Source organism: Piscinibacter gummiphilus, assembly GCF_032681285.1.
In the GTDB taxonomy this organism is placed as follows: domain Bacteria; phylum Pseudomonadota; class Gammaproteobacteria; order Burkholderiales; family Burkholderiaceae_C; genus Rhizobacter; species Rhizobacter gummiphilus_A.
Genome location: NZ_CP136336.1, coordinates 3,290,799 through 3,309,389, shown reverse-complemented (window position 1 = coordinate 3,309,389; position 18,591 = coordinate 3,290,799). Strand labels below are relative to the sequence as shown.

The following is an 18,591-nucleotide window of genomic DNA, read 5'->3' as shown; positions in this document are numbered from 1 at the left end:
GCGTTACAGCACCTCGGATGCGAAGTCCGCGAGGCGCGAACGTTCGCCGCGTGCCAGCGTCACGTGGCCCGAATGCGGCCAGCCCTTGAAACGGTCGACAGCGTAGGTGAGGCCGGAGCTGCCTTCCGTCAGGTAAGGCGTGTCAATCTGCGCGAGGTTGCCCAGGCAGACGATCTTGGTGCCGGGGCCGGCGCGGGTGATCAGCGTCTTCATCTGCTTGGGCGTAAGGTTCTGCGCCTCGTCGATGATGACGAACTTGTTGAGGAAGGTGCGCCCGCGCATGAAGTTCAGGCTCTTGATCTTGATCTTGCTGCGCACGAGGTCGTTGGTGGCCGCACGGCCCCATTCGCCGGCACCGCTGTCGGTCTTGGACAGCACCTCGAGGTTGTCGTCGAGCGCGCCCATCCACGGGCCCATCTTTTCCTCTTCGGTGCCGGGCAGGAAACCGATGTCTTCACCGACGGGCACGGTCACGCGGGTGACGATGATCTCGGTGTAGCGGCGGTCGTCCATCACCTGGCTCAGGCCGGCGGCGAGCGTCATCAGCGTCTTGCCGGTGCCGGCGGTGCCGGTGAGGGTGATGAAGTCGCACTCCGGGTCCATCAGCAGGTTGAGGGCGAAGTTCTGCTCGCGGTTGCGGGCCGTCACGCCCCAGACGGCGTTCTTCTGGTGCGTGTATTCGCGCAGCGTGCGCAGCACCGCGGTCTTGCCGGTGATCTCGGCGACCTTGGCGTACAGCGGCGCAGCGCCCGGCGCTTCGAGGTAGACGAACTGGTTGACCATCAACTGCGGCACCATCGGCCCGCTGATGCGGTAGTAGGTGCTGCCACCCTGGTTCCAGCTCTCCATGGTCTTGCCGTGCAAGTCCCAGAAGTCGGACGGCAGCGGCTGCACGCCGGTGTAGAGCAGGTCGCCGTCTTCGAGCGTCTTGTCATTGAAATAGTCTTCCGCGTTGAGCCCGAGCGCACGCGCCTTGATGCGCATGTTGATGTCTTTCGACACCAGCACGACCTCGCGCTTGGGGTGCTGCTCGCGCAGCGCCTGCACCACACCGAGGATCTGGTTGTCGGCCTTGCCTTGCGGCAGGCCGGCGGGCAGGGCGACGTTGACGAGCGTGGTCTGGAAGAAGAGCTTGCCCTGGGCGTCCTTGTGGCCGGTGCTGTCGAGCGGCAGGCCATCGACCATGTCGCGGCCGTTGCCGTCGGACAGCGCGGCGGCCAGCGCGTCGAGGTCACGGCTCACCTGGCGGGCGTTGCGAGCGACTTCCGACATGCCTTTCTTGTGATCGTCCAGCTCTTCGAGCGTGATCATTGGCAGGTAGACGTCGTGCTCCTCGAAGCGGAACACGCTCATCGGGTCGTGCATCAGCACGTTGGTGTCGAGCACGAAGAGCTTGGCCGGGCCGGTGTGCCTGGGCTTGCGGCGGCGAGGCTCGGGCAGCGGCGGGCGGGCGGCCATGGGGGCGGGTACCGCAGCGCGTGCGATCAGCGGGGCGGCTTCACGCGGAGGCTCCAGGAGGTCCAGCACGGCGGGGCCGCTGGGGTCGGAGGCGGCGTGTTTCTGCGTTCGTTTGCCCGGTTTGGGCGCGGCCTGGGATTCGAAGTCGGCGGGGGTGAGGAGGGCGGCTCGTTTGGCAGGCGGCTTGGGCAGTGGCATGTAGTTCAGTGCGGCAGTGAGAAAACAAAAAAGCCGCACAGTCGACTGTGCGGCTTTGTCTGGGGAGCACGAGGTTCACAACACACGGGCATGAAAAACATTATGCACAAGTGAAGTGGCGACTCAACCGCCATGCACGGAGCGTGGTTGAAAAACAAAAGACACGTGAGAAACCCCGCTTCCAGCGGGCTGCTTGCTCCCTGGCTTGAGGGATGACGCCCGCGGGCGTCACCCAGCAGACTTCGGCCCGAGCCGAATCGGTCGAAGCCGGCCATAAACACAGAAGTAGACAGGGGAGAGGGAGCGAATGCAGGTGGTTTCACATCCAGCCCGCGAGGGGGGCATTTCGTATCGCCCGGACATCGACGGGCTCCGCACGATCGCAGTGCTGCTGGTGGTCGTCTTCCACTTCCACCTTTTTGCGGGTGGCGACAGCGGATTCGTCGGCGTCGACGTCTTCTTCGTCATCTCCGGATACCTCATCACGGCCATCATCCGCCAGCAGGTGGGGGCCCAGCGGTTTTCGCTGGTGGGATTCTGGGCCAAGCGCTTGCGCCGGCTGGCGCCCGCCTTGTTCGTGGTGCTGGCCGCGGTGCTCGCCTACGGCGCGCTGCGCATGGTGCAGGCGGACTTCGAGCAGCTGGCCGAGGAAGTGATAGCCACTCAGTTCTACGTGGCCAACATCTACTTCTGGCGCAACGTCAACTACTTCGGCCTCCAGGCAGGCAGCATCTACCTGCTGCACACCTGGTCGCTCTCGGTGGAGGAGCAGTTCTACATCCTCTATCCCCTGATGCTGGTGCTGGTGCTCAAGTTCGCGCCTCGCCGGGCGCCGTTGATCCTGCTGGGCGCGGCGCTTGTCTCCTTCGCGCTGAACCTGGCGCTTGTCGGCACCAAGCCAGAGGCCGTCTTCTACCTCATGCCCACACGCGCCTGGGAGTTGCTGATGGGGGCGCTGCTCACCTGGGCGCCGCGCCCGCGGCACCACATGCTGGCGCAGCTGCTGGGGGTGGCCGGGGTCATCCTGGTGGTCTCTGCCGTGGTGGGCTACACCGCCGACACGCGCTTCCCGGGCGCCTTTGCCCTGTTGCCCACACTCGGGGCGTCGAGCCTGATCCTGGCCGGTGCGGAGGCCGAAGCCTGGTCGACGCGCCTGCTGTCGACGAGCCCCATGGTCGCCATCGGGCGCCTCTCCTATTCGCTGTACCTGGTGCACTGGCCGATCAACGTCTTCGCCTCCCAGGAGTTGGGTGATGGCTACACCCTTGGATGGCGTGTCGCGATGATGGCCTTGTGCTTCCTGGTTTCGGTGCTGATCTATCGCTGGGTGGAGACACCGTTCCGCGACGGCTCCCTGATGCCCCGCATCCGCCACCTGGTCAAGGGCTACGGGGCCGGCTTGGTCGCGAGCGTGGCGCTGTGCGCCACGGTGATCGCCACCCACGGGATGCCGCAGCGGCTGCCGCCCGACGTGGCCCGAATGGGAGCCTTCGCGAATGACCGGCCGAGCGATCGCTGTCCGGAGTCCCGCACCGCCAGCGAGGCGGCGCGTCCAGCGCTGTGTTCGCTTGGGGCGGCGGATCGACCGCAGGAATGGCTGGTATGGGGCGATTCGCATGCCTGGGCTGCCCAGGAGGCAATCGACCTCTGGTTGAAGAACACCGGGCAGGCCGGCCGGTTTGCCTTCATGCACTCATGCCCGCCGCTGTGGGGCGTGCACATCCCGCGCGGCGGCACCGCCTGTCACGCGCTGAACGACGCGATGATGGCCACCGCTGTGCAGGACCCTCGAGTCAGAAAGGTGTTTCTGGTGTCGACCTGGCACCAAGGTGCTGGGTGGCTCGCCACGTCCCCCGATCGGCATCTCAACCTGCAGGATTCGCTCGCCCTGTTCCAGCGGCAGTTCGACGCCACGGTGCGTGAACTGCAGGCGCATGGCAAGGAGGTCTATGTGTGGGAGCCGTTGCCGGGGGCGCGTGCGCACGTGCCCAGGCGGGCTGCCACGGCGCTCATGCGGGGCGAGCCAGCCCGCCTCGACTTCAGCTTCACCGAATATAGGGAGCAGACGGACTTCTTCTTCCAGGCCCTGGAGCGCAACCGGCCCTACATCGCCGGGTCGTTCTCGCCGTCCCAGGTCTTGTGCCGGGCCGGGGCGTGTGCCTCGGTGGTGGATGGTGACCCCGTGTATTTCGACAGCGGCCATCTCGCCCGCTCGGGCAGCACCCGATGGGCGCAGGCGCTTGCTGCTCAGATGAGCGGGCCACCCGTGCTGCAAAGTCGATTGATGCGCTGAGGCGCCAAACGCGCCAGCGTCGAACAAGAAAGCAAAAGGCCTGCTAGAGCAGGCCTTTTTTGTGAGCTGAACCGCGTCAGGCCGCCTTCTTGAGCGACTTGACCGCCTTCAGCACTTCGTCGACGTGGCCGGCAACCTTGATGCCGCGCCATTCCTCGCGCAGGATGCCGTCGCCATCGATCAGGAAGGTGCTGCGCTCGATTCCCTTGACCTTCTTGCCGTACATGATCTTGTTCTTGACCACGCCAAACATGTGGCAGAGCTTCTCTTCGGTGTCGGCGATCAGCTCGTAGGGCAGTTCCAGGTTCTGCTTGAACTTGTCGTGCGAGGCCATGTTGTCGCGCGAGACGCCGAACACCACGGCGCCGGCCTTGACGAAGTCTTTGTGGCGGTCACGGAACTGCATCGCTTCGGTGGTGCAGCCGGGGGTGTTGTCCTTGGGGTAGAAGTACAGCACAACCGTTTGCCCGGCGTATGCCTGCGGCGTGAACTTCACGCCGCCGGTTGCGAGCGCTTCAAATTCCGGGAGGGGTTTATTGAGGGCTGGCGTCATGAAGAATTCTGGAGGTTGCGCCCTGTAAGGCGTAGCTCGTGATTATAAGGGCTCGCGAGTGCTCGAAGCGCTGGCCGAACCGTCCCCAAAAGGGGCGAGGGATCAGCCCAGGAGCAAGGCCGCGACGACCTTGCGGCTCTCGCCGGCCAGCACGTTGTACGTGCGGCAAGCGGCTGCGGTGTCCATCGTCTCGATGCCGATGCGACGTGCCATCAGGCTGCGCAGCAACAGGGGTGGTACGAAACGGATGCGCTTGCCGCTGCCGAAGATGATGAGTTCGGGTTCCAGCGCTGCCAGCCGGTCGAAATCGTCTGCGGTGAGCGCCTCGAATCCGGCGCTGCCCCAAGGGCTGACCTCGCCCACCCAGGGGATCACGATGCTGCGGGTGTGGGCCACGCCGTTGACCGACACGGCGTCGGCGCTCAGGCCTGAAATGACGTTCACGCCTTCGATGCGGTCAGGTTGGAGCTTCAAATCACGGATCCGGAAAAACGTTGTCGCACGAGGTGGGTGCGACAGGCATGGAAGTGGGGGCGATCAGGGATAATTCTAGGCTTTGCGCCGCTTTGGAGACCGTGTTGAAGCCCATCGTCAAGTCCGGCAAATTGGCCAGCGTGGCCTACGACATCCGCGGGCCGGTGCTGGAAAAGGCCCGCCAGATGGAGGACGAGGGCCAGAAGATCATCAAGCTCAACATCGGCAACGTGGCCGCCTTCGGCCTGGAGCCGCCCGACGAGATCGTGCAGGACATGATCCGCAACCTGCCCTCGCAGGTGGCAGCGGGCTACACCGACAGCAAGGGTCTCTTCGCCCCGCGCAAAGCGGTGGTGCACTACACCCAGGAAAAGAACATCACCGGCGTGACGGTCGACGACGTCTACCTCGGCAACGGCGCCTCCGAGCTGATCGCGATGAGCCTCAATGCGCTGCTCAACAACGGTGACGAGGTGCTGATCCCCGCGCCCGACTACCCGCTGTGGACGGCGGTCACAGGCCTGTCGGGTGGCACGCCAGTGCACTACATGTGCGACGAGCAGGCCGACTGGATGCCCGACGTGGCCGACATCAAGCGCAAGATCACCTCGAACACGCGCGCCATCGTCGTCATCAACCCCAACAACCCGACCGGCACCCTGTACCCCGAAAGCGTGCTGCTCGACATCATCGAAGTGGCGCGCCAGCACCAGCTCATCGTGCTGGTCGACGAGATCTACGACAAGACCCTGTACGACGGCAACGTGCACACCAGCATGGCCTCGTTGGCCGATGACGTGCTCTTCGTCACCTTCAACGGCTTGAGCAAGAACTACCGCGCCTGCGGCTACCGCGCCGGCTGGATGGTGGTGTCGGGCGAGAAGCGCCACGCCAAGGACTACATCGAGGGCCTGAACATGCTGGCCTCGCTGCGTCTGTGCGCCAACACGCCAGGCCAGCTCGCCATCCAGACCGCACTCGGCGGCTACCAGAGCATCAAGGACCTGGTCGCGCCCACCGGTCGCCTGGGCCGCCAGCGTGACCTTGCGCACAAGCTCCTGACCGACATCCCCGGCGTCACCTGCGTCAAGCCCAAGGCCGCGCTCTACATGTTCCCGCGCCTGGACCCGAAGATGTACCCCATCCAGGACGACCAGCAGTTCGCCTACGAGCTGCTCGCCGAAGAGAAGGTGCTGATCGTGCAAGGCACCGGCTTCAACTGGACGCAGCCCGACCACTTCCGCGTGGTCTTCCTGCCCAACAGCGACGACCTCACCGACGCGATCGGCCGCATCGCGCGCTTCCTGCATCACTACGCCAAGCGGCATCACTGAGCCTCAAGACATGAAACCCATCCAAGTCGGCCTCCTCGGCATCGGCACCGTCGGCAGCGGCACGTTCAACGTGCTCCAGCGCAACCAGGAAGAAATCCGCCGCCGTGCGGGCCGCGGTATTCAGATCACCATGGTGGCCGACCTTGACACCGCCCGCGCGAAGTCGGTGGTGGGCGATGGGGCCAAGGTCGTGGGCGACGCCCGCGAGGTGATCGCCAATCCCGAGATCGACATCGTCATCGAGCTGATCGGCGGCTACGGCATCGCCAAGACGCTGGTGATGGAAGCCATCGCCGCGGGCAAGCATGTGGTCACCGCCAACAAGGCGCTGCTTGCGGTGCACGGCACCGAGATCTTCGCCGCCGCACATGCCAAGGGCGTGATCGTCGCCTTCGAAGCGGCCGTGGCCGGTGGCATTCCCATCATCAAGGCACTGCGCGAGGGCCTCACCGCCAACCGCATCGAGTGGATCGCCGGCATCATCAATGGCACCACCAACTTCATCCTGTCGGAGATGCGCGCCAAGGGCCTCGACTTCGACGTGGTGCTGAAGGAAGCGCAACGCCTGGGCTATGCCGAGGCCGACCCGACCTTCGACATCGAAGGCGTGGACGCGGCGCACAAGGCGACCATCATGAGCGCCATCGCCTTCGGCATCCCCGTGCAGTTCGACAAGGCGCATGTCGAGGGGATCACCAAGCTCCAGGCGGCCGACATCAACTACGCCGAGCAGCTGGGTTATCGCATCAAGCTGCTGGGCATCACCAAGCGGCGCGACAAGGGCTTCGAGCTCCGCGTGCACCCGACGCTGATCCCGTCCAAGCGCCTCATCGCCAACGTCGAAGGCGCGATGAACGCCGTGGTGGTCCACGGCGACGCCGTTGGCACGACGCTGTACTACGGCAAGGGCGCGGGCTCGGAGCCCACTGCCTCGGCCGTGATCGCCGATCTCGTCGACATCACCCGCCTGCACACCGCCGACCCCGACCACCGCGTGCCGCACCTCGCCTTCCAGCCAAACGAGCTCGCCAACACGCCGATCCTCGGCATGGACGAAGTGGTCACCTCGTTTTACCTGCGCCTGCAGGTGGCTGACCAGGCCGGCGTGCTGGCACGCATCACCGGCATCCTGGCCGAGCGCGGCATCTCGATCGACGCGCTCTTGCAGCGCGAGTCGGCCGAAGGCGAAGCCCAGACCGATGTGATCATCCTCACGCACGACACCGTGGAAGGCGAGATGAACAAGGCCATCGCCCAGATGCAGGCCTTGCCCACCGTGCTCGCCCCGATCGTCCGCATCCGCAAGGAAGAGCTCAACTGAGCCGCTTTGAGCAACACCCGCACATGAAGTACATCTCCACCCGCGGCGACAAGACCCCGCGCCGCTTCTCAGACATCCTGCTCGAAGGCCTGGCGCCGGACGGCGGCCTGTACCTGCCCACGCATTACCCCATCGTCACCCGCGCGATGCTCGCGAAGTGGCGCAGCCTGTCGTATGCCGAGCTGGCGTTCGAGATCCTGTCGCTCTACATCGACGACATCCCGGCCGCCGACCTGCGCCGCCTGGTCGACAAGACCTACACGCCGGAAGTCTTCGGCACGAAGGAAATCACGCCGCTCAAGCAGGTGCAGCCCGGCCTGTACCTCGAAGCCTTGTCGAACGGCCCGACGCTCGCCTTCAAGGACATGGCGATGCAGCTGCTGGGCAACCTTTTCGAATACGAACTGGGCCGCCGCGGCGAGACGCTCAACATCCTCGGCGCAACTTCAGGCGACACCGGCAGCGCCGCCGAATACGCCATGCGCGGCAAGGCCGGCGTGAACGTCTTCATGCTCTCGCCGCACGGCCGCATGAGCCCCTTCCAGCAGGCGCAGATGTTCAGCCTGCAAGACGCGAACATCCACAACATTGCCATCGAGGGCGTGTTCGACGATTGCCAGGACATCGTCAAGGCGACCTCCAACGACCTCGAGTTCAAGCGCAAGCACCGGATCGGCACCGTGAACTCGATCAACTGGGCGCGCCTCTTGGCCCAGGTGGTGTACTACTTCGCCGGCTACTTCCAGGCGACGAAGAGCGAGCAGGAGCGCGTGAGCTTCGCCGTGCCCTCGGGCAACTTCGGCAACATCTGCGCCGGCCATGTGGCGCGCATGATGGGCCTGCCGATCAAACGCCTGGTGCTCGCGACCAACGAGAACCGCGTGCTCGACGAGTTCTTCCGCACCGGCAGCTACCGCCCGCGTGCGAGCGCCGAGACGTATGAGACCTCGAGCCCGTCGATGGACATCTCCAAGGCCTCGAACTTCGAGCGCTTCGTCTTCGACCTGCTGGGCCGCAATGCCGACCGGGTGCGCGAGCTGTTCCATGCCGGCAATTTCCAGCTGACCCCTGGCGAGTTCGACCGCATCTCGGTGTACGGCTTCCTCTCCGGCCACAGCACCCACGCCGACCGCCTGGAGACCATCCGCCAGACCTTCAAGGACAGCGGCCTGATGGTCGACACCCACACCGCCGACGGCCTCAAGGTGGCACGCGAGTACCTCGAGCCCAACGTGCCGATGATCGTGCTCGAGACCGCGCTGCCTGCGAAGTTCGCCGAGACCATCGTCGAAGCCCTGGGCCGCGAGCCGGACCGGCCGGCGGCGCTCAAGGGCATCGAGAACCTGCCCAAGCGCTTCCAGGTGATGAAGGCCGACGCAGCGGCGGTGAAGAGCTACATCAGCGCACACGTCTGAGCATGAAAGTTGTCGGGTTCAGCGGGTATTCCGGCTCGGGCAAGACGACCCTCATCGAGAAGCTGATCGGCTGCCTGAAGCAAGCGGGGCAGCGGGTGTCGGTGATCAAGCACGCGCATCATCGCTTCGACATCGACCACCCCGGCAAGGACTCTTATCGCCACCGCGAAGCCGGTGCCTTCGAGGTGGTGGTCGCCTCCAACCGTCGGCTCGCCAAGGTCCGCGAATACGAGGTCGAAACCGAGATCTCCGTGCATCAATTGCTGGCTGAACTCGCGCCGTGCGACTGGGCCATCGTCGAAGGCTTCCGGCATGCCGACCTGACGAAGATCGAGGTGTGGCGGGCCGAGACCGGCGAGCGTGCGCACTACCCCGACGACCCTTTCGTGATCGCGGTCGCCACCGACGCGCCGCACAATCTGCCGGTGCCGACCGGGCTGCCGGTGTTCCATCTCGACGATGTGCAGGCGGTGGCCGAGTTCCTCCTGTCCCATGCCGATCGCCATGAATACACCTCGCCCTTCGATGCTGACGCTTGACGAGGCCCTGTCGCGGCTGCTCGGCGCGGTGTCGCCTCTGGCCGAGACCGAGATCGTCTCCACCTTCGACGGGCTGGGCCGCGTGCTGGCGCAGGAGGTGCGCTCGCTGGTCGACGTGCCCTCGGCCGACAACAGCGCGATGGACGGCTATGCACTGCGCAGTGCCGACGTGCCTGCGAGCGGCACCGTATTGCCCATCAGCCAGCGCATTCCGGCCGGCACGGTCGGCGCGCCGCTGCAAGCGGGCACCGCCGCGCGCATCTTCACCGGCGCCTTGGTGCCCGACGGCGCCGATGCCGTCGTGATGCAGGAGCAGTGCGAAGCGCTCGACGGCAGCGTGCGCATCAACACCGAGCCGAAGCCTGGCACCGCCATCCGCCGCCGCGGCGAAGACCTCTCGCGCGATGACGTGGCCTTGCCTCGCGGCCTGCGCCTCACGGCGCAAGCGCTGGGCCTGGCCGCCACTGCGGGTGCCGCGACACTTGCCGTGGCGCGCCGTCCACGCGTGGCGCTCTTCTCCACGGGCGACGAACTCGCCATGCCCGGCGAGCCGCTCAAACCGGGTGCGATCTACAACTCCAACCGCTTCACGCTGCGTGCGTTGATCCAGGCGCTGGGCTGCGAATGCACCGACCTCGGCATCGTGCCCGACCAGCTCGAGGCCACGCGAGACGCGCTGCGGCGCGCGGCGCAGGGCCACGACCTCATCGTGACGAGCGGCGGTGTGTCGGTCGGCGAAGAAGACCACCTCAAGCCCGCCGTGCAAGCCGAAGGCGCGCTCGACCTCTGGCAGATGGCCATCAAGCCCGGCAAGCCGCTGGCCTTCGGCAGCGTGCGCCGTGCCGAAGGCGATGAATCGACGGGGAAGGCCTGGTTCGTGGGCCTGCCCGGCAACCCGGTGTCGAGCTTCGTGACCTTCCTGCTCGCCGTGCGGCCCTTGCTGCTGAAACTGCAGGGCGCGACCGCGCTGCAGCCCGTCGGCGTGCCAATGCGTGCCGACTTCGACTGGCCGCGCGCCGACAAGCGCCGCGAATTCCTGCGCGCCCGCCGCAACGAGCGTGGCGGCCTCGACCTCTTCACCAACCAGGGCTCGGGCGTGCTCACCTCCACCGTGTGGGCGGACGGCCTGATCGACAACCCGCCCGACACACCCATCCGCGCGGGCGACACGGTGCGCTTCATCGCCCTGGCGGAGTGGGTGGCATGAAGGTTCGCGTGCGCTATTTCGCGTCGCTGCGCGAGGCCCTCGGTGCGGGCGAAACCCTCGAGGCCACCGACGGCAGCACCGTCTCCCAGGTGCGCGACGCGCTCATCGCCCGCGGCGGCGCCCACGCCCAGGCGCTGGCCCGCACACGCGCCGTGCGCACCGCGCTCGACCAGACCCTGTGCGACGAGTCGGCCGCGCTGCACGACAACGCCGAACTCGCCTTCTTTCCGCCTGTGACGGGCGGTTGAGCGACGCCTTGATCCGCGCCGTCTTCTTCGACTACGACGGCGTCCTCACCCGCGACAAGACCGGCTCGTTCACCACCTGCCGCTCGTTGGCGCAGCAGACCGGCTTGCCGTTCGAGGCGATCCGCGCTGCGCTCCAGCCGCATAACGATGCGCTCAACCTTGGTCGCACGACGCACGAAGCGATCTGGCCATCGGTCTGCGCAACCCTGAAGCGCGACATCCCGCTCGGCTTCCTCACCATCGCCTTCGAGAGCACGCCGCTGGATGACGAGGTGATGAGCCTCGCACGGCAGCTTGCGACCCGCTACCGCGTGGGCCTCATCACCGACAACAAGCGCGATCGCATCGACCATCTGCGCCTCTACCAGAGGCTCGATGCTGTGTTCGACCCGATCGTGGTGTCGTCGGTTGTCGGCATGGGCAAAGACAGCGCTGGCATCTTCGAGCACGCCTTGGCCGTCTCCGGGGTGCAGCCGCAGCAGGCGGTCTTCATCGACAACAGCCCGGACAACCTGCTTACCGCTGCCGCACTGGGTCTGCACACCGTGCACTTCGACGACGAGCGCCGCGACGTGGCCGCGCTCATTCTCGCATTGCAGCGCCTGGGCGTCGAAGCCAGCTAGGCGGAGAGCTTCCGCTCGGCCGCCTCCAGCGCCACCCATGCGCGCTGCACCGCTTCCACCGACGCCGGGCTGTGTGGTGGACGCAGCGCATCGCTCATCCAGCCCTGCCGCGCCAGCACCGCCTTGGAGACGCTCGGGTTCGGCTCGGCAAAGAGCGCCAGCGAGAGCGGGGCGAGCGCGTGGTAGAGGCGGCGCGCCTCGGCGAGCCGGCCGTCGCGCGCTGATGCCACGAGGCGTGCGTAGTGCTGCGGCAGCAGGTGCCCGGACGCGGCGATGGCTCCGGCGCCGCCCATGCACACGGTGCTGAAGATGCGGTGGTCGTCGCCGGCCAGCACGGTGAGGCGGCCGTCGTCGACCAGGGCTCGGGTCTTGTCCTCGTCGCCGCCGCAATCCTTGATGCCACGGATGTTGGGATGGGCGGCCAGGCCGAGCAGGGTGTCGAGCGTCATCTGGACGCCGGTGCGCACCGGCACGTCATACAGCATCACTGGCGCCGCCGACGCATCGGCCAGGGCCCGGAAGTGCGCGGCGATGCCGGCCTGCGAGGGCCGCAGGTAGTAGGGCGCCGAGATCAGCACGGCGGCTACGGGGCGCCTGGTGATGTCGTGCAGGTGCGGCAGCATGTCGTCGAGACGCGTGCCCGCCATCCCCATGATGACCGGCTTGTCGTGGCCGTGGGCCAGCACGGTGTCGAGCACGGCCAGCTGCTCCGCATGCGTGAGCGACTCGGCCTCGCCGGTGCTGCCGCAGGCCACGAAGCCCGTGATGGGCGCCTTGGCGAGGTGGCCCACCAGCCGTTGCAGGGCTGGCAGGTCCACCTGATCGCCTTGGAACGGCGTGACGAGGGGAATCCAGAAACCGGAAAGATCGACGAACTGACCCACGAGGGTTCTCCTTGAACGAAAGACCGTGATGAAGGTCCGCGTCGGAGAGCTCGGGTTCAGCGTGGGGAAGGGTGGAGGCCTGCCGTGAAGTCTGTTCCGTCGCTCAGCTGACGACGGAACTGCAGCGCTCCGGTCAGATGAGCGTCTGCTTTTTGGCTTTGAGCGCGCACGCGGCTCCGCCGGAAGGGCTGGAGACGATGTAAGTGCAGCGCAGAAGCATGGGCGCCATTCTGACCTGTGTTGCGCCGTGGCGGTGCCACAATTTCCCGCAGGCCCTCTCGGCCGGGAGATTGCGATGCTTCTGCGTCATCTGCGCCACTGGTTCGTGTGCGCCTTGGCCCTGCCAGGCTTGGCAGTGGCCGCCTGCGGAGAGCGGGTGACGATCGCCACGCACGATGGCACCCAGATGCCGTATTCGCTGGCGCGGCCCGCGGAAAGGTTGGCGGTGCGCGGTGCGCTCGTGCTGCTGGCGGGTGGGGACGGGCACCTGAAGCTCGATGCGCAGGGTTGCCCCAAGGCGCTCGGCGGCAACTTCCTCGTGCGCTCTGCCTCGCTTTTCCGGGAGGCCGGCTACGCCACCGCGCTGGTCGACGTGCCGACCGACCACCAGGGCGTGGGCGGCCTGGCCGGCTTCCGCAACACCGAGGCCCACGGCGCCGATCTCGGCCTCGTGGTGGCGGACCTGCGCCGTCGCGTGAAAGGGCCGCTGTGGGTGATCGGCACCAGCCGCGGCACGATCTCGGCGGCCAACGTGGCGTCTCGCGCGACAGGCGATGCCGCACCCGACGGCGTGGTGCTCAGCTCGGCGCTGATACACGGTACGACGGGAGGCGTGAAGCCGTGGACGCAGCAGACCGTGTTCGACCTCTCGCTCGCGGCCATCAAGGTGCCGGTGCTCGTGATCGGCCATGTGCACGACCAGTGCCTGCGTTCGCCCCCGGGCGAGATGCCGCGCCTGCTGGCGCAGCTCGGCAGTGCGCGCAAGCAGATGGTGTCGGTCGAAGGTGGGGCGGGACCGTCCGGCCAGGCGAGCCTTGGGGCCTGCGAAGGGCGCTCGCCGCATGGCTACGTCGGGCAGGAGGCCGCGACGGTCGACACCATCGTGCGCTTCATGCAATCCAACTGACGCCACAATCCCAGGCCACATGAACACCGCCCGCGTGACCATCCAGACCGACGACTTCGACCTCAGCGCCGAGGTGGCCGCACTGCGCGCGGGCGACCCCGGCGTTGGCGCCATCGTGAGCTTCGTCGGCACCGTGCGCGACCGCAGCGACGGCCAGGGCGTGCAGCTGATGGAGCTCGAGCACTACCCCGGCATGACCGAGAAATCCATCGAGGCGATGATGGCTGAGGCGCAGCGCCGCTTCGACATCCGCGCCGCCCGCGTCGTCCACCGCGTGGGCGCGCTGAAGCCGCAAGACCAGATCGTGCTCGTGGCCGTGACCTCCGCCCACCGCGGCCAGGCCTTCCAGGCCTGCGAGTTCCTGATGGACTACCTGAAGACCCAGGCGCCTTTCTGGAAGAAGGAGCACACGCCCGACGGGGCGCGCTGGGTCGATGCCCGCATCCACGACGACGAGGCCCTCGCCCGCTGGGGCATCGCCAGCGAGAATGCCGGCGCATGACACCGACATTCCCCTATGTGCAGATCCTGGCAGTGGCGCTGGGTGCCGCCATCGGCGCCGTGCTGCGCTGGGCTGCAGGCCTGTGGCTCAACGTGCATTCCTCGGGCTTCGCCTTTGGCACCCTGCTGGTCAACTGCGTGGGGGGCTTTCTCATCGGCATGGCCATCGTGTGGTTCGATCGCACGCCCAATGAGCTGCTGCGCCTGCTGCTCGTGACCGGCTTCCTCGGCGGCCTCACCACCTTTTCGGCGTTTTCCGGAGAATCGCTCGGCCTCATGCAGCGCGGCGACTATGGCTGGGCCTTGCTCCATACCCTGAGCCACGTCGTGGGTTCCCTCGCGTGTGCCGCCCTGGGGTTTCGTTTGATGCGCGTCATGCTGGCCTGAACCGCAAGCTTGAAAACTGGCGAGGCCGCCTCAGATCCCCTGCATTCGGAGGATTTCACCCATGCGTCTCGACAAGCTCACCACCAAGTTCCAGGAAGCCCTCGGCGAAGCCCAGAGCCTGGCCCTCGCCCGCGACAACCCCTACATCGAGCCCGTCCACGTGCTGGCCGCGATGCTGGCCCAAACAGATGGCCCCAAGGCCCTGCTCGAGCGAGCGGGTGTCAACACCGCCAAGCTCCAAGCCTCGCTAGAAGCCGAGATCAAGAAGCTCCCGCAGGTGCAGGGCGGCGAGCAGGTGCAGGCCGGGCGTGAGACGGGTGCGCTCATCCAGGCGTCCGAGAAGGAAGCCACCAAGCGCGGCGATCAATACATCGCCAGCGAAATGTTCCTGCTCGCCGCGGCTGACAGCAAATCGGTCGGCCCCCTCGTCAAGGAGCACGGCCTGACGCGCAAGGCGCTCGAAGCCGCGATCGACGCGGTGCGCGGCGGCCAGAAGGTCGACAGCCCCGAGGCAGAAGGCCAGCGCGAGGCGCTCAAGAAGTACACCCTCGACCTGACCGAGCGCGCCCGCATGGGCAAGCTCGACCCGGTGATCGGCCGCGACGACGAAATCCGCCGTGCCATCCAGGTGCTGCAGCGTCGCACCAAGAACAACCCGGTGCTGATCGGCGAGCCCGGCGTGGGCAAGACCGCCATTGTCGAAGGCCTGGCCCAGCGCATCGTGGCCGGCGAGGTGCCCGACACGCTGAAGAACAAGCGTGTGCTCGTGCTCGACATGGCCCTGCTGCTGGCCGGCGCCAAGTACCGCGGCGAATTCGAAGAGCGCCTGAAGAGCGTGCTCAAGGAAGTGGCTCAGGACGAAGGCCAGACCATCGTCTTCATCGATGAGATCCACACGATGGTCGGCGCCGGCAAGGCCGAAGGCGCCATCGACGCCGGCAACATGCTCAAGCCCGCGCTCGCGCGCGGTGAGCTGCACTGCATCGGCGCCACCACGCTCGATGAATACCGCAAGTACGTCGAGAAGGATGCTGCGCTGGAGCGCCGCTTCCAGAAGGTGCTCGTCGGCGAGCCGAGCGTGGAGGCGACCATCGCCATCCTGCGCGGCCTGCAGGAGAAGTACGAAGTCCACCATGGCGTGGAGATCACCGACCCGGCCATCGTGGCCGCGGCCGAGCTCTCGCACCGCTACATCACCGACCGCTTCCTGCCCGACAAGGCCATCGACCTCATCGACGAGGCCGCGGCCAAGATCAAGATCGAGATCGACTCCAAGCCGGAGGCGATGGACAAGCTCGACCGCCGTTTGATCCAGCTCAAGATCGAGCGCGAAGCGGTGAAGAAGGAGAAGGACGAAGCCTCGCAGAAGCGCCTGGGCCTGATCGAAGACGAGATCGGCAAGCTCGAGCGCGAGTACGCCGACCTCGAAGAAATCTGGAAAAGCGAGAAGGCCACGGCGCAGGGCTCTGCGCACGTGAAGGAAGAGATCGACCGCCTGCGTTTCCAGGTCGAGGAGTTCAAGCGCAAGGGCGACTTCAACAAGGTCGCCGAGCTGCAGTACGGCAAGCTGCCGGAGCTGGAGAAGTCACTGAAAGACGCGCAGGCCAAGGAGTTGAAGAAGGGCGGCATCGCCGGCCGGCCGCAGCTGCTGCGCACGATGGTGGGCTCGGAAGAGATCGCCGAAGTCGTGGCGCGTGCCACCGGCATCCCGGTCGCGAAGCTCATGCAGGGCGAGCGCGAGAAGCTCTTGCAGATGGAGACCAAGCTGCACGAGCGCGTGGTGGGGCAGGACGAGGCGATCTCGGCCGTGGCCAACGCCATCCGCCGTTCACGCTCGGGCCTGTCCGACCCCAACCGCCCGACGGGCTCGTTCCTCTTCCTCGGCCCCACGGGTGTCGGCAAGACCGAGCTGTGCAAGGCGCTGGCCTCGTTCCTCTTCGACAGCGAAGAGCAGCTCATCCGCGTCGACATGAGCGAGTTCATGGAGAAGCACTCGGTGGCCCGCCTGATCGGCGCGCCTCCGGGCTATGTGGGCTATGACGAAGGTGGTTACCTCACCGAAGCCGTGCGCCGCAAGCCCTACAGCGTGCTGCTGCTCGACGAGGTGGAGAAGGCCCACCCCGATGTCTTCAACGTGTTGCTGCAGGTGCTTGACGATGGCCGCCTGACCGACGGCCAGGGCCGCACGGTCGACTTCAAGAACACGGTGATCGTGATGACCAGCAACCTGGGCTCGCACCAGATCATGCAGATGGCCGGGCAGGATTCCGAAGCCATCCGCGACGCGGTGTGGGTCGAGGTCAAGCAGCATTTCCGCCCTGAGTTCCTGAACCGCATCGACGAGACGGTGGTGTTCCACGCACTCGACCAGGCCAACATCCAGTCCATCGCGAAGATCCAGCTCAAGGTGCTGGAGGGCCGCATGGAGAAGATGGACATGAAGCTCGACGTCTCGCCCGCCGCGCTGGCCGAGATTGCCAAGGCGGGCTTCGACCCGGTGTTCGGTGCGCGGCCGCTCAAGCGGGCGATCCAGCAGCGCATCGAGAACCCGGTGTCGAAGCTGATCCTCGAAGGCAAGTTCGGGCCGAAGGACGTGATCCCGGTGGTGGTCAATGCCAACGGCGAACTGAGCTTCGAGCGCACGGTGCACTAAGGTTCGCCGCTCACCCTGCGAAAGGCCGCGTCCCGAGAGGGAGCGCGGCCTTTTCTTTTACGAGCGCTCGGCGTCGAGCACCGCATCCATGCGGCCGATCTGCAGCCGCGCGAGCGTGAGGTTCGCGTGGGTCTTGTCGAGCACCGCGTGCAGTGCAAGCCCCGGGTGGTGCGGCACCGCGCGCAGCACCAGGTGGTGCGTGCCGAGCGTGATGGCCGCTTCGGGCAGCGCGTGGCCCATGCCGAGCGTGCGGCTCGCGTGGGCCATGGCAGCCAGCAGCGCGGCGCCGTGCTGGCCGAGTTCGGTGCCGCCGGGGCGGGCACCGGCATGCAGCACGGCCTGGCCGCTCGCCACCTCGAAGATGGCCACGCTCACCATGCCCGGCAGCTCGATGAGTTGGTGCACGTAGCGGGCGAGCGGGCCGTCGTCTGGCCGCGGTTCGCGCGGGCTGGTCGACGGCATCGGCTTCATCGCGACCGGCGGAATGACGGGCGGCGAGAGCGGCGTGGGGGCGCTCACGGGAGCGTCTGGCGCCGCGCCACTGGCGGCAGCGCGGCTGTTGGCGCCCGGCAGCGGCGGCAGGCCCAGCCCGGCTTCGGTGTGGATCTGCTCGCGCAGGCGGTTCCAGGTGCCGCTGATGAACGACCACGCATCGGCCGGGCGCGTGACCTGCGGCGTGGTGCGCACCGCCACGCCGGTGCCGCGGCCGAGCTCGGTGGCGGTGGTGTTGAGTGCGGTCGAGTTGGCCAGCGGCAGCAGCAGCAGGTGCCGGTTGCGCCAGTCGCGTTTGATCATCGCCTCGCGCAGCGGCTCGAACGACGAGCCCATGAGGTGCGGTGGCAGGTCGCCGACCATGATGACGCCGAGTCGGCTGTAGCACAGGAGCACACGCGCGAGTTCATGGCGCTGGTGGGTGTCGGCGTCGGTCTCGGTGGTGTAGAGGCGCAGGGACGATTGCCCGACCGACGGGAAGTCGACGAATTCGAGCGTGGCGAGCGGCGTGCCGTAGCCCTGGCGGCGCACGATGAGCTTCTGCACCGGGCGCCCGCTGGCGGCCGCCACGCCGGCCAGCAGCTTGCGCGACGACGAGGTGCCGATGTCGTGCAGCGCGATGTACTCGGGCTGCAGGTGATCGAACTGCTGCTGCATCGCCTCGGCCGGGTCGCACGAGACGAAGAGCTCGCGTTGCGTGGGGCTCACCTGGCGGCCGATGTCGCGCTGTGCGGAGTCGGTCTCGTCTTCCTCGCGCGGCTGGACCTGCGTGGGCACCGCGGTCTCCGCGCGCGTGGACTGCCATTCGTCGGCTCGGCCGGAAGAGGGTGGGGAGGAGATCGACATGTGGGTGCGCCTTGCCGGTTCGCCAGTGTAGGCCCGCTG

General features: G+C 66.9%; 17 protein-coding genes. 12 read left to right on the top strand and 5 right to left on the bottom strand.

Going from position 1 to position 18,591, the window contains the following annotated elements; translation table 11 throughout:
• Nucleotides 1–3 precede the first annotated feature (3 nt).
• The gene (locus RXV79_RS15415; RefSeq protein WP_316698718.1) at nucleotides 4–1,656 is read right to left on the bottom strand and encodes a PhoH family protein; all 1,653 of its coding nucleotides are present in this window, start codon (nucleotides 1,654–1,656) and stop codon (nucleotides 4–6) included.
• Nucleotides 1,657–1,963: 307 nt separating this feature from the next.
• Here RXV79_RS15415 and RXV79_RS15410 point away from each other — a divergent pair, with 307 nt between their 5' ends.
• Nucleotides 1,964–3,949: an acyltransferase family protein gene (locus tag RXV79_RS15410; RefSeq protein ID WP_316698716.1), complete on the top strand. Its 1,986-nt coding sequence runs from the start codon at nucleotides 1,964–1,966 to the stop codon at nucleotides 3,947–3,949.
• A 76-nt stretch (nucleotides 3,950–4,025) separates the two neighbouring features.
• On the opposite strand, the gene RXV79_RS15405 is transcribed toward RXV79_RS15410, so the two are convergent.
• Both RXV79_RS15405 and RXV79_RS15400 read right to left on the bottom strand, forming a co-directional pair.
• On the bottom strand, nucleotides 4,026–4,502 hold the full coding sequence (locus RXV79_RS15405; RefSeq protein ID WP_316698715.1) for a peroxiredoxin: 477 nt from the start codon (nucleotides 4,500–4,502) through the stop codon (nucleotides 4,026–4,028).
• Nucleotides 4,503–4,604: 102 nt separating this feature from the next.
• Nucleotides 4,605–4,976, bottom strand: coding sequence for an Mth938-like domain-containing protein (locus RXV79_RS15400; protein WP_316698714.1), 372 nt, complete (start codon nucleotides 4,974–4,976; stop codon nucleotides 4,605–4,607).
• A gap of 104 nt (nucleotides 4,977–5,080) precedes the next feature.
• On the opposite strand from RXV79_RS15400, the gene RXV79_RS15395 reads away from it, so the two are divergent.
• The 7 genes from RXV79_RS15395 to RXV79_RS15365 are packed head-to-tail and all read left to right on the top strand — an operon-like array spanning nucleotide 5,081 to nucleotide 11,663.
• Complete coding sequence (locus RXV79_RS15395) at nucleotides 5,081–6,310, top strand: pyridoxal phosphate-dependent aminotransferase (protein WP_316698711.1); 1,230 nt, start codon at nucleotides 5,081–5,083, stop codon at nucleotides 6,308–6,310.
• Nucleotides 6,311–6,320: 10 nt separating this feature from the next.
• Complete coding sequence (locus tag RXV79_RS15390) at nucleotides 6,321–7,631, top strand: homoserine dehydrogenase (protein WP_316698709.1); 1,311 nt, start codon at nucleotides 6,321–6,323, stop codon at nucleotides 7,629–7,631.
• 23 nt (nucleotides 7,632–7,654) lie between these two features.
• The gene (gene thrC / locus RXV79_RS15385) at nucleotides 7,655–9,046 is read left to right on the top strand and encodes a threonine synthase (RefSeq protein ID WP_316698707.1); all 1,392 of its coding nucleotides are present in this window, start codon (nucleotides 7,655–7,657) and stop codon (nucleotides 9,044–9,046) included.
• Nucleotides 9,047–9,048: 2 nt separating this feature from the next.
• Nucleotides 9,049–9,585, top strand: a complete 537-nt coding sequence (mobB, locus tag RXV79_RS15380) for a molybdopterin-guanine dinucleotide biosynthesis protein B (RefSeq protein WP_316698705.1) — start codon at nucleotides 9,049–9,051, stop codon at nucleotides 9,583–9,585.
• Complete coding sequence (gene glp, locus RXV79_RS15375; protein WP_316698703.1) at nucleotides 9,551–10,792, top strand: molybdopterin molybdotransferase MoeA; 1,242 nt, start codon at nucleotides 9,551–9,553, stop codon at nucleotides 10,790–10,792. Before mobB ends, glp begins: the two co-directional genes overlap by 35 nt.
• Complete coding sequence (locus RXV79_RS15370) at nucleotides 10,789–11,040, top strand: MoaD/ThiS family protein (protein WP_316698702.1); 252 nt, start codon at nucleotides 10,789–10,791, stop codon at nucleotides 11,038–11,040. The genes glp and RXV79_RS15370 overlap by 4 nt, the downstream gene beginning before the upstream one ends.
• Nucleotides 11,037–11,663, top strand: a complete 627-nt coding sequence (locus tag RXV79_RS15365) for an HAD family hydrolase (RefSeq protein WP_316698701.1) — start codon at nucleotides 11,037–11,039, stop codon at nucleotides 11,661–11,663. The genes RXV79_RS15370 and RXV79_RS15365 overlap by 4 nt, the downstream gene beginning before the upstream one ends.
• On the opposite strand, the gene dapA is transcribed toward RXV79_RS15365, so the two are convergent.
• Entirely contained in the window at nucleotides 11,660–12,547 is an 888-nt protein-coding gene (dapA, locus tag RXV79_RS15360; protein WP_316698699.1) for a 4-hydroxy-tetrahydrodipicolinate synthase, read from the bottom strand. The two genes, RXV79_RS15365 and dapA, sit on opposite strands and share 4 nt — an antisense overlap.
• Before the next feature lie 295 nt (nucleotides 12,548–12,842).
• On the opposite strand from dapA, the gene RXV79_RS15355 reads away from it, so the two are divergent.
• From RXV79_RS15355 to clpB, 4 genes are all read left to right on the top strand, one after another.
• Entirely contained in the window at nucleotides 12,843–13,673 is an 831-nt protein-coding gene (locus tag RXV79_RS15355) for an alpha/beta hydrolase (RefSeq protein WP_316698697.1), read from the top strand.
• A gap of 19 nt (nucleotides 13,674–13,692) precedes the next feature.
• A complete protein-coding gene (locus RXV79_RS15350; RefSeq protein WP_316698696.1) occupies nucleotides 13,693–14,175 on the top strand; it encodes a molybdenum cofactor biosynthesis protein MoaE in 483 nt (160 codons plus the stop codon).
• Complete coding sequence (gene crcB / locus RXV79_RS15345; protein WP_316698694.1) at nucleotides 14,172–14,561, top strand: fluoride efflux transporter CrcB; 390 nt, start codon at nucleotides 14,172–14,174, stop codon at nucleotides 14,559–14,561. The genes RXV79_RS15350 and crcB overlap by 4 nt, the downstream gene beginning before the upstream one ends.
• A gap of 61 nt (nucleotides 14,562–14,622) precedes the next feature.
• Complete coding sequence (gene clpB, locus RXV79_RS15340; RefSeq protein WP_316698692.1) at nucleotides 14,623–17,214, top strand: ATP-dependent chaperone ClpB; 2,592 nt, start codon at nucleotides 14,623–14,625, stop codon at nucleotides 17,212–17,214.
• Nucleotides 17,215–17,271: 57 nt separating this feature from the next.
• On the opposite strand, the gene RXV79_RS15335 is transcribed toward clpB, so the two are convergent.
• Entirely contained in the window at nucleotides 17,272–18,552 is a 1,281-nt protein-coding gene (locus RXV79_RS15335) for a hypothetical protein (protein WP_316698690.1), read from the bottom strand.
• Between the last annotated feature and the right edge of the window lie 39 nt (nucleotides 18,553–18,591).

Excerpts from the sequence above, each read along its gene's own strand:
- RXV79_RS15415 (WP_316698718.1), bottom strand. The coding sequence starts at position 1,656 with ATGCCACTGCCCAAGCCGCCTGCCAAACGAGCCGCCCTCCTCACCCCC.
- RXV79_RS15410 (WP_316698716.1), top strand. The coding sequence starts at position 1,964 with ATGCAGGTGGTTTCACATCCAGCCCGCGAGGGGGGCATTTCGTATCGC.
- RXV79_RS15405 (WP_316698715.1), bottom strand. The coding sequence starts at position 4,502 with ATGACGCCAGCCCTCAATAAACCCCTCCCGGAATTTGAAGCGCTCGCA.
- RXV79_RS15390 (WP_316698709.1), top strand. The coding sequence starts at position 6,321 with ATGAAACCCATCCAAGTCGGCCTCCTCGGCATCGGCACCGTCGGCAGC.
- thrC (WP_316698707.1), top strand. The coding sequence starts at position 7,655 with ATGAAGTACATCTCCACCCGCGGCGACAAGACCCCGCGCCGCTTCTCA.
- mobB (WP_316698705.1), top strand. The coding sequence starts at position 9,049 with ATGAAAGTTGTCGGGTTCAGCGGGTATTCCGGCTCGGGCAAGACGACC.
- glp (WP_316698703.1), top strand. The coding sequence starts at position 9,551 with ATGAATACACCTCGCCCTTCGATGCTGACGCTTGACGAGGCCCTGTCG.
- RXV79_RS15370 (WP_316698702.1), top strand. The coding sequence starts at position 10,789 with ATGAAGGTTCGCGTGCGCTATTTCGCGTCGCTGCGCGAGGCCCTCGGT.
- RXV79_RS15355 (WP_316698697.1), top strand. The coding sequence starts at position 12,843 with ATGCTTCTGCGTCATCTGCGCCACTGGTTCGTGTGCGCCTTGGCCCTG.
- RXV79_RS15350 (WP_316698696.1), top strand. The coding sequence starts at position 13,693 with ATGAACACCGCCCGCGTGACCATCCAGACCGACGACTTCGACCTCAGC.
- crcB (WP_316698694.1), top strand. The coding sequence starts at position 14,172 with ATGACACCGACATTCCCCTATGTGCAGATCCTGGCAGTGGCGCTGGGT.
- clpB (WP_316698692.1), top strand. The coding sequence starts at position 14,623 with ATGCGTCTCGACAAGCTCACCACCAAGTTCCAGGAAGCCCTCGGCGAA.
- RXV79_RS15335 (WP_316698690.1), bottom strand. The coding sequence starts at position 18,552 with ATGTCGATCTCCTCCCCACCCTCTTCCGGCCGAGCCGACGAATGGCAG.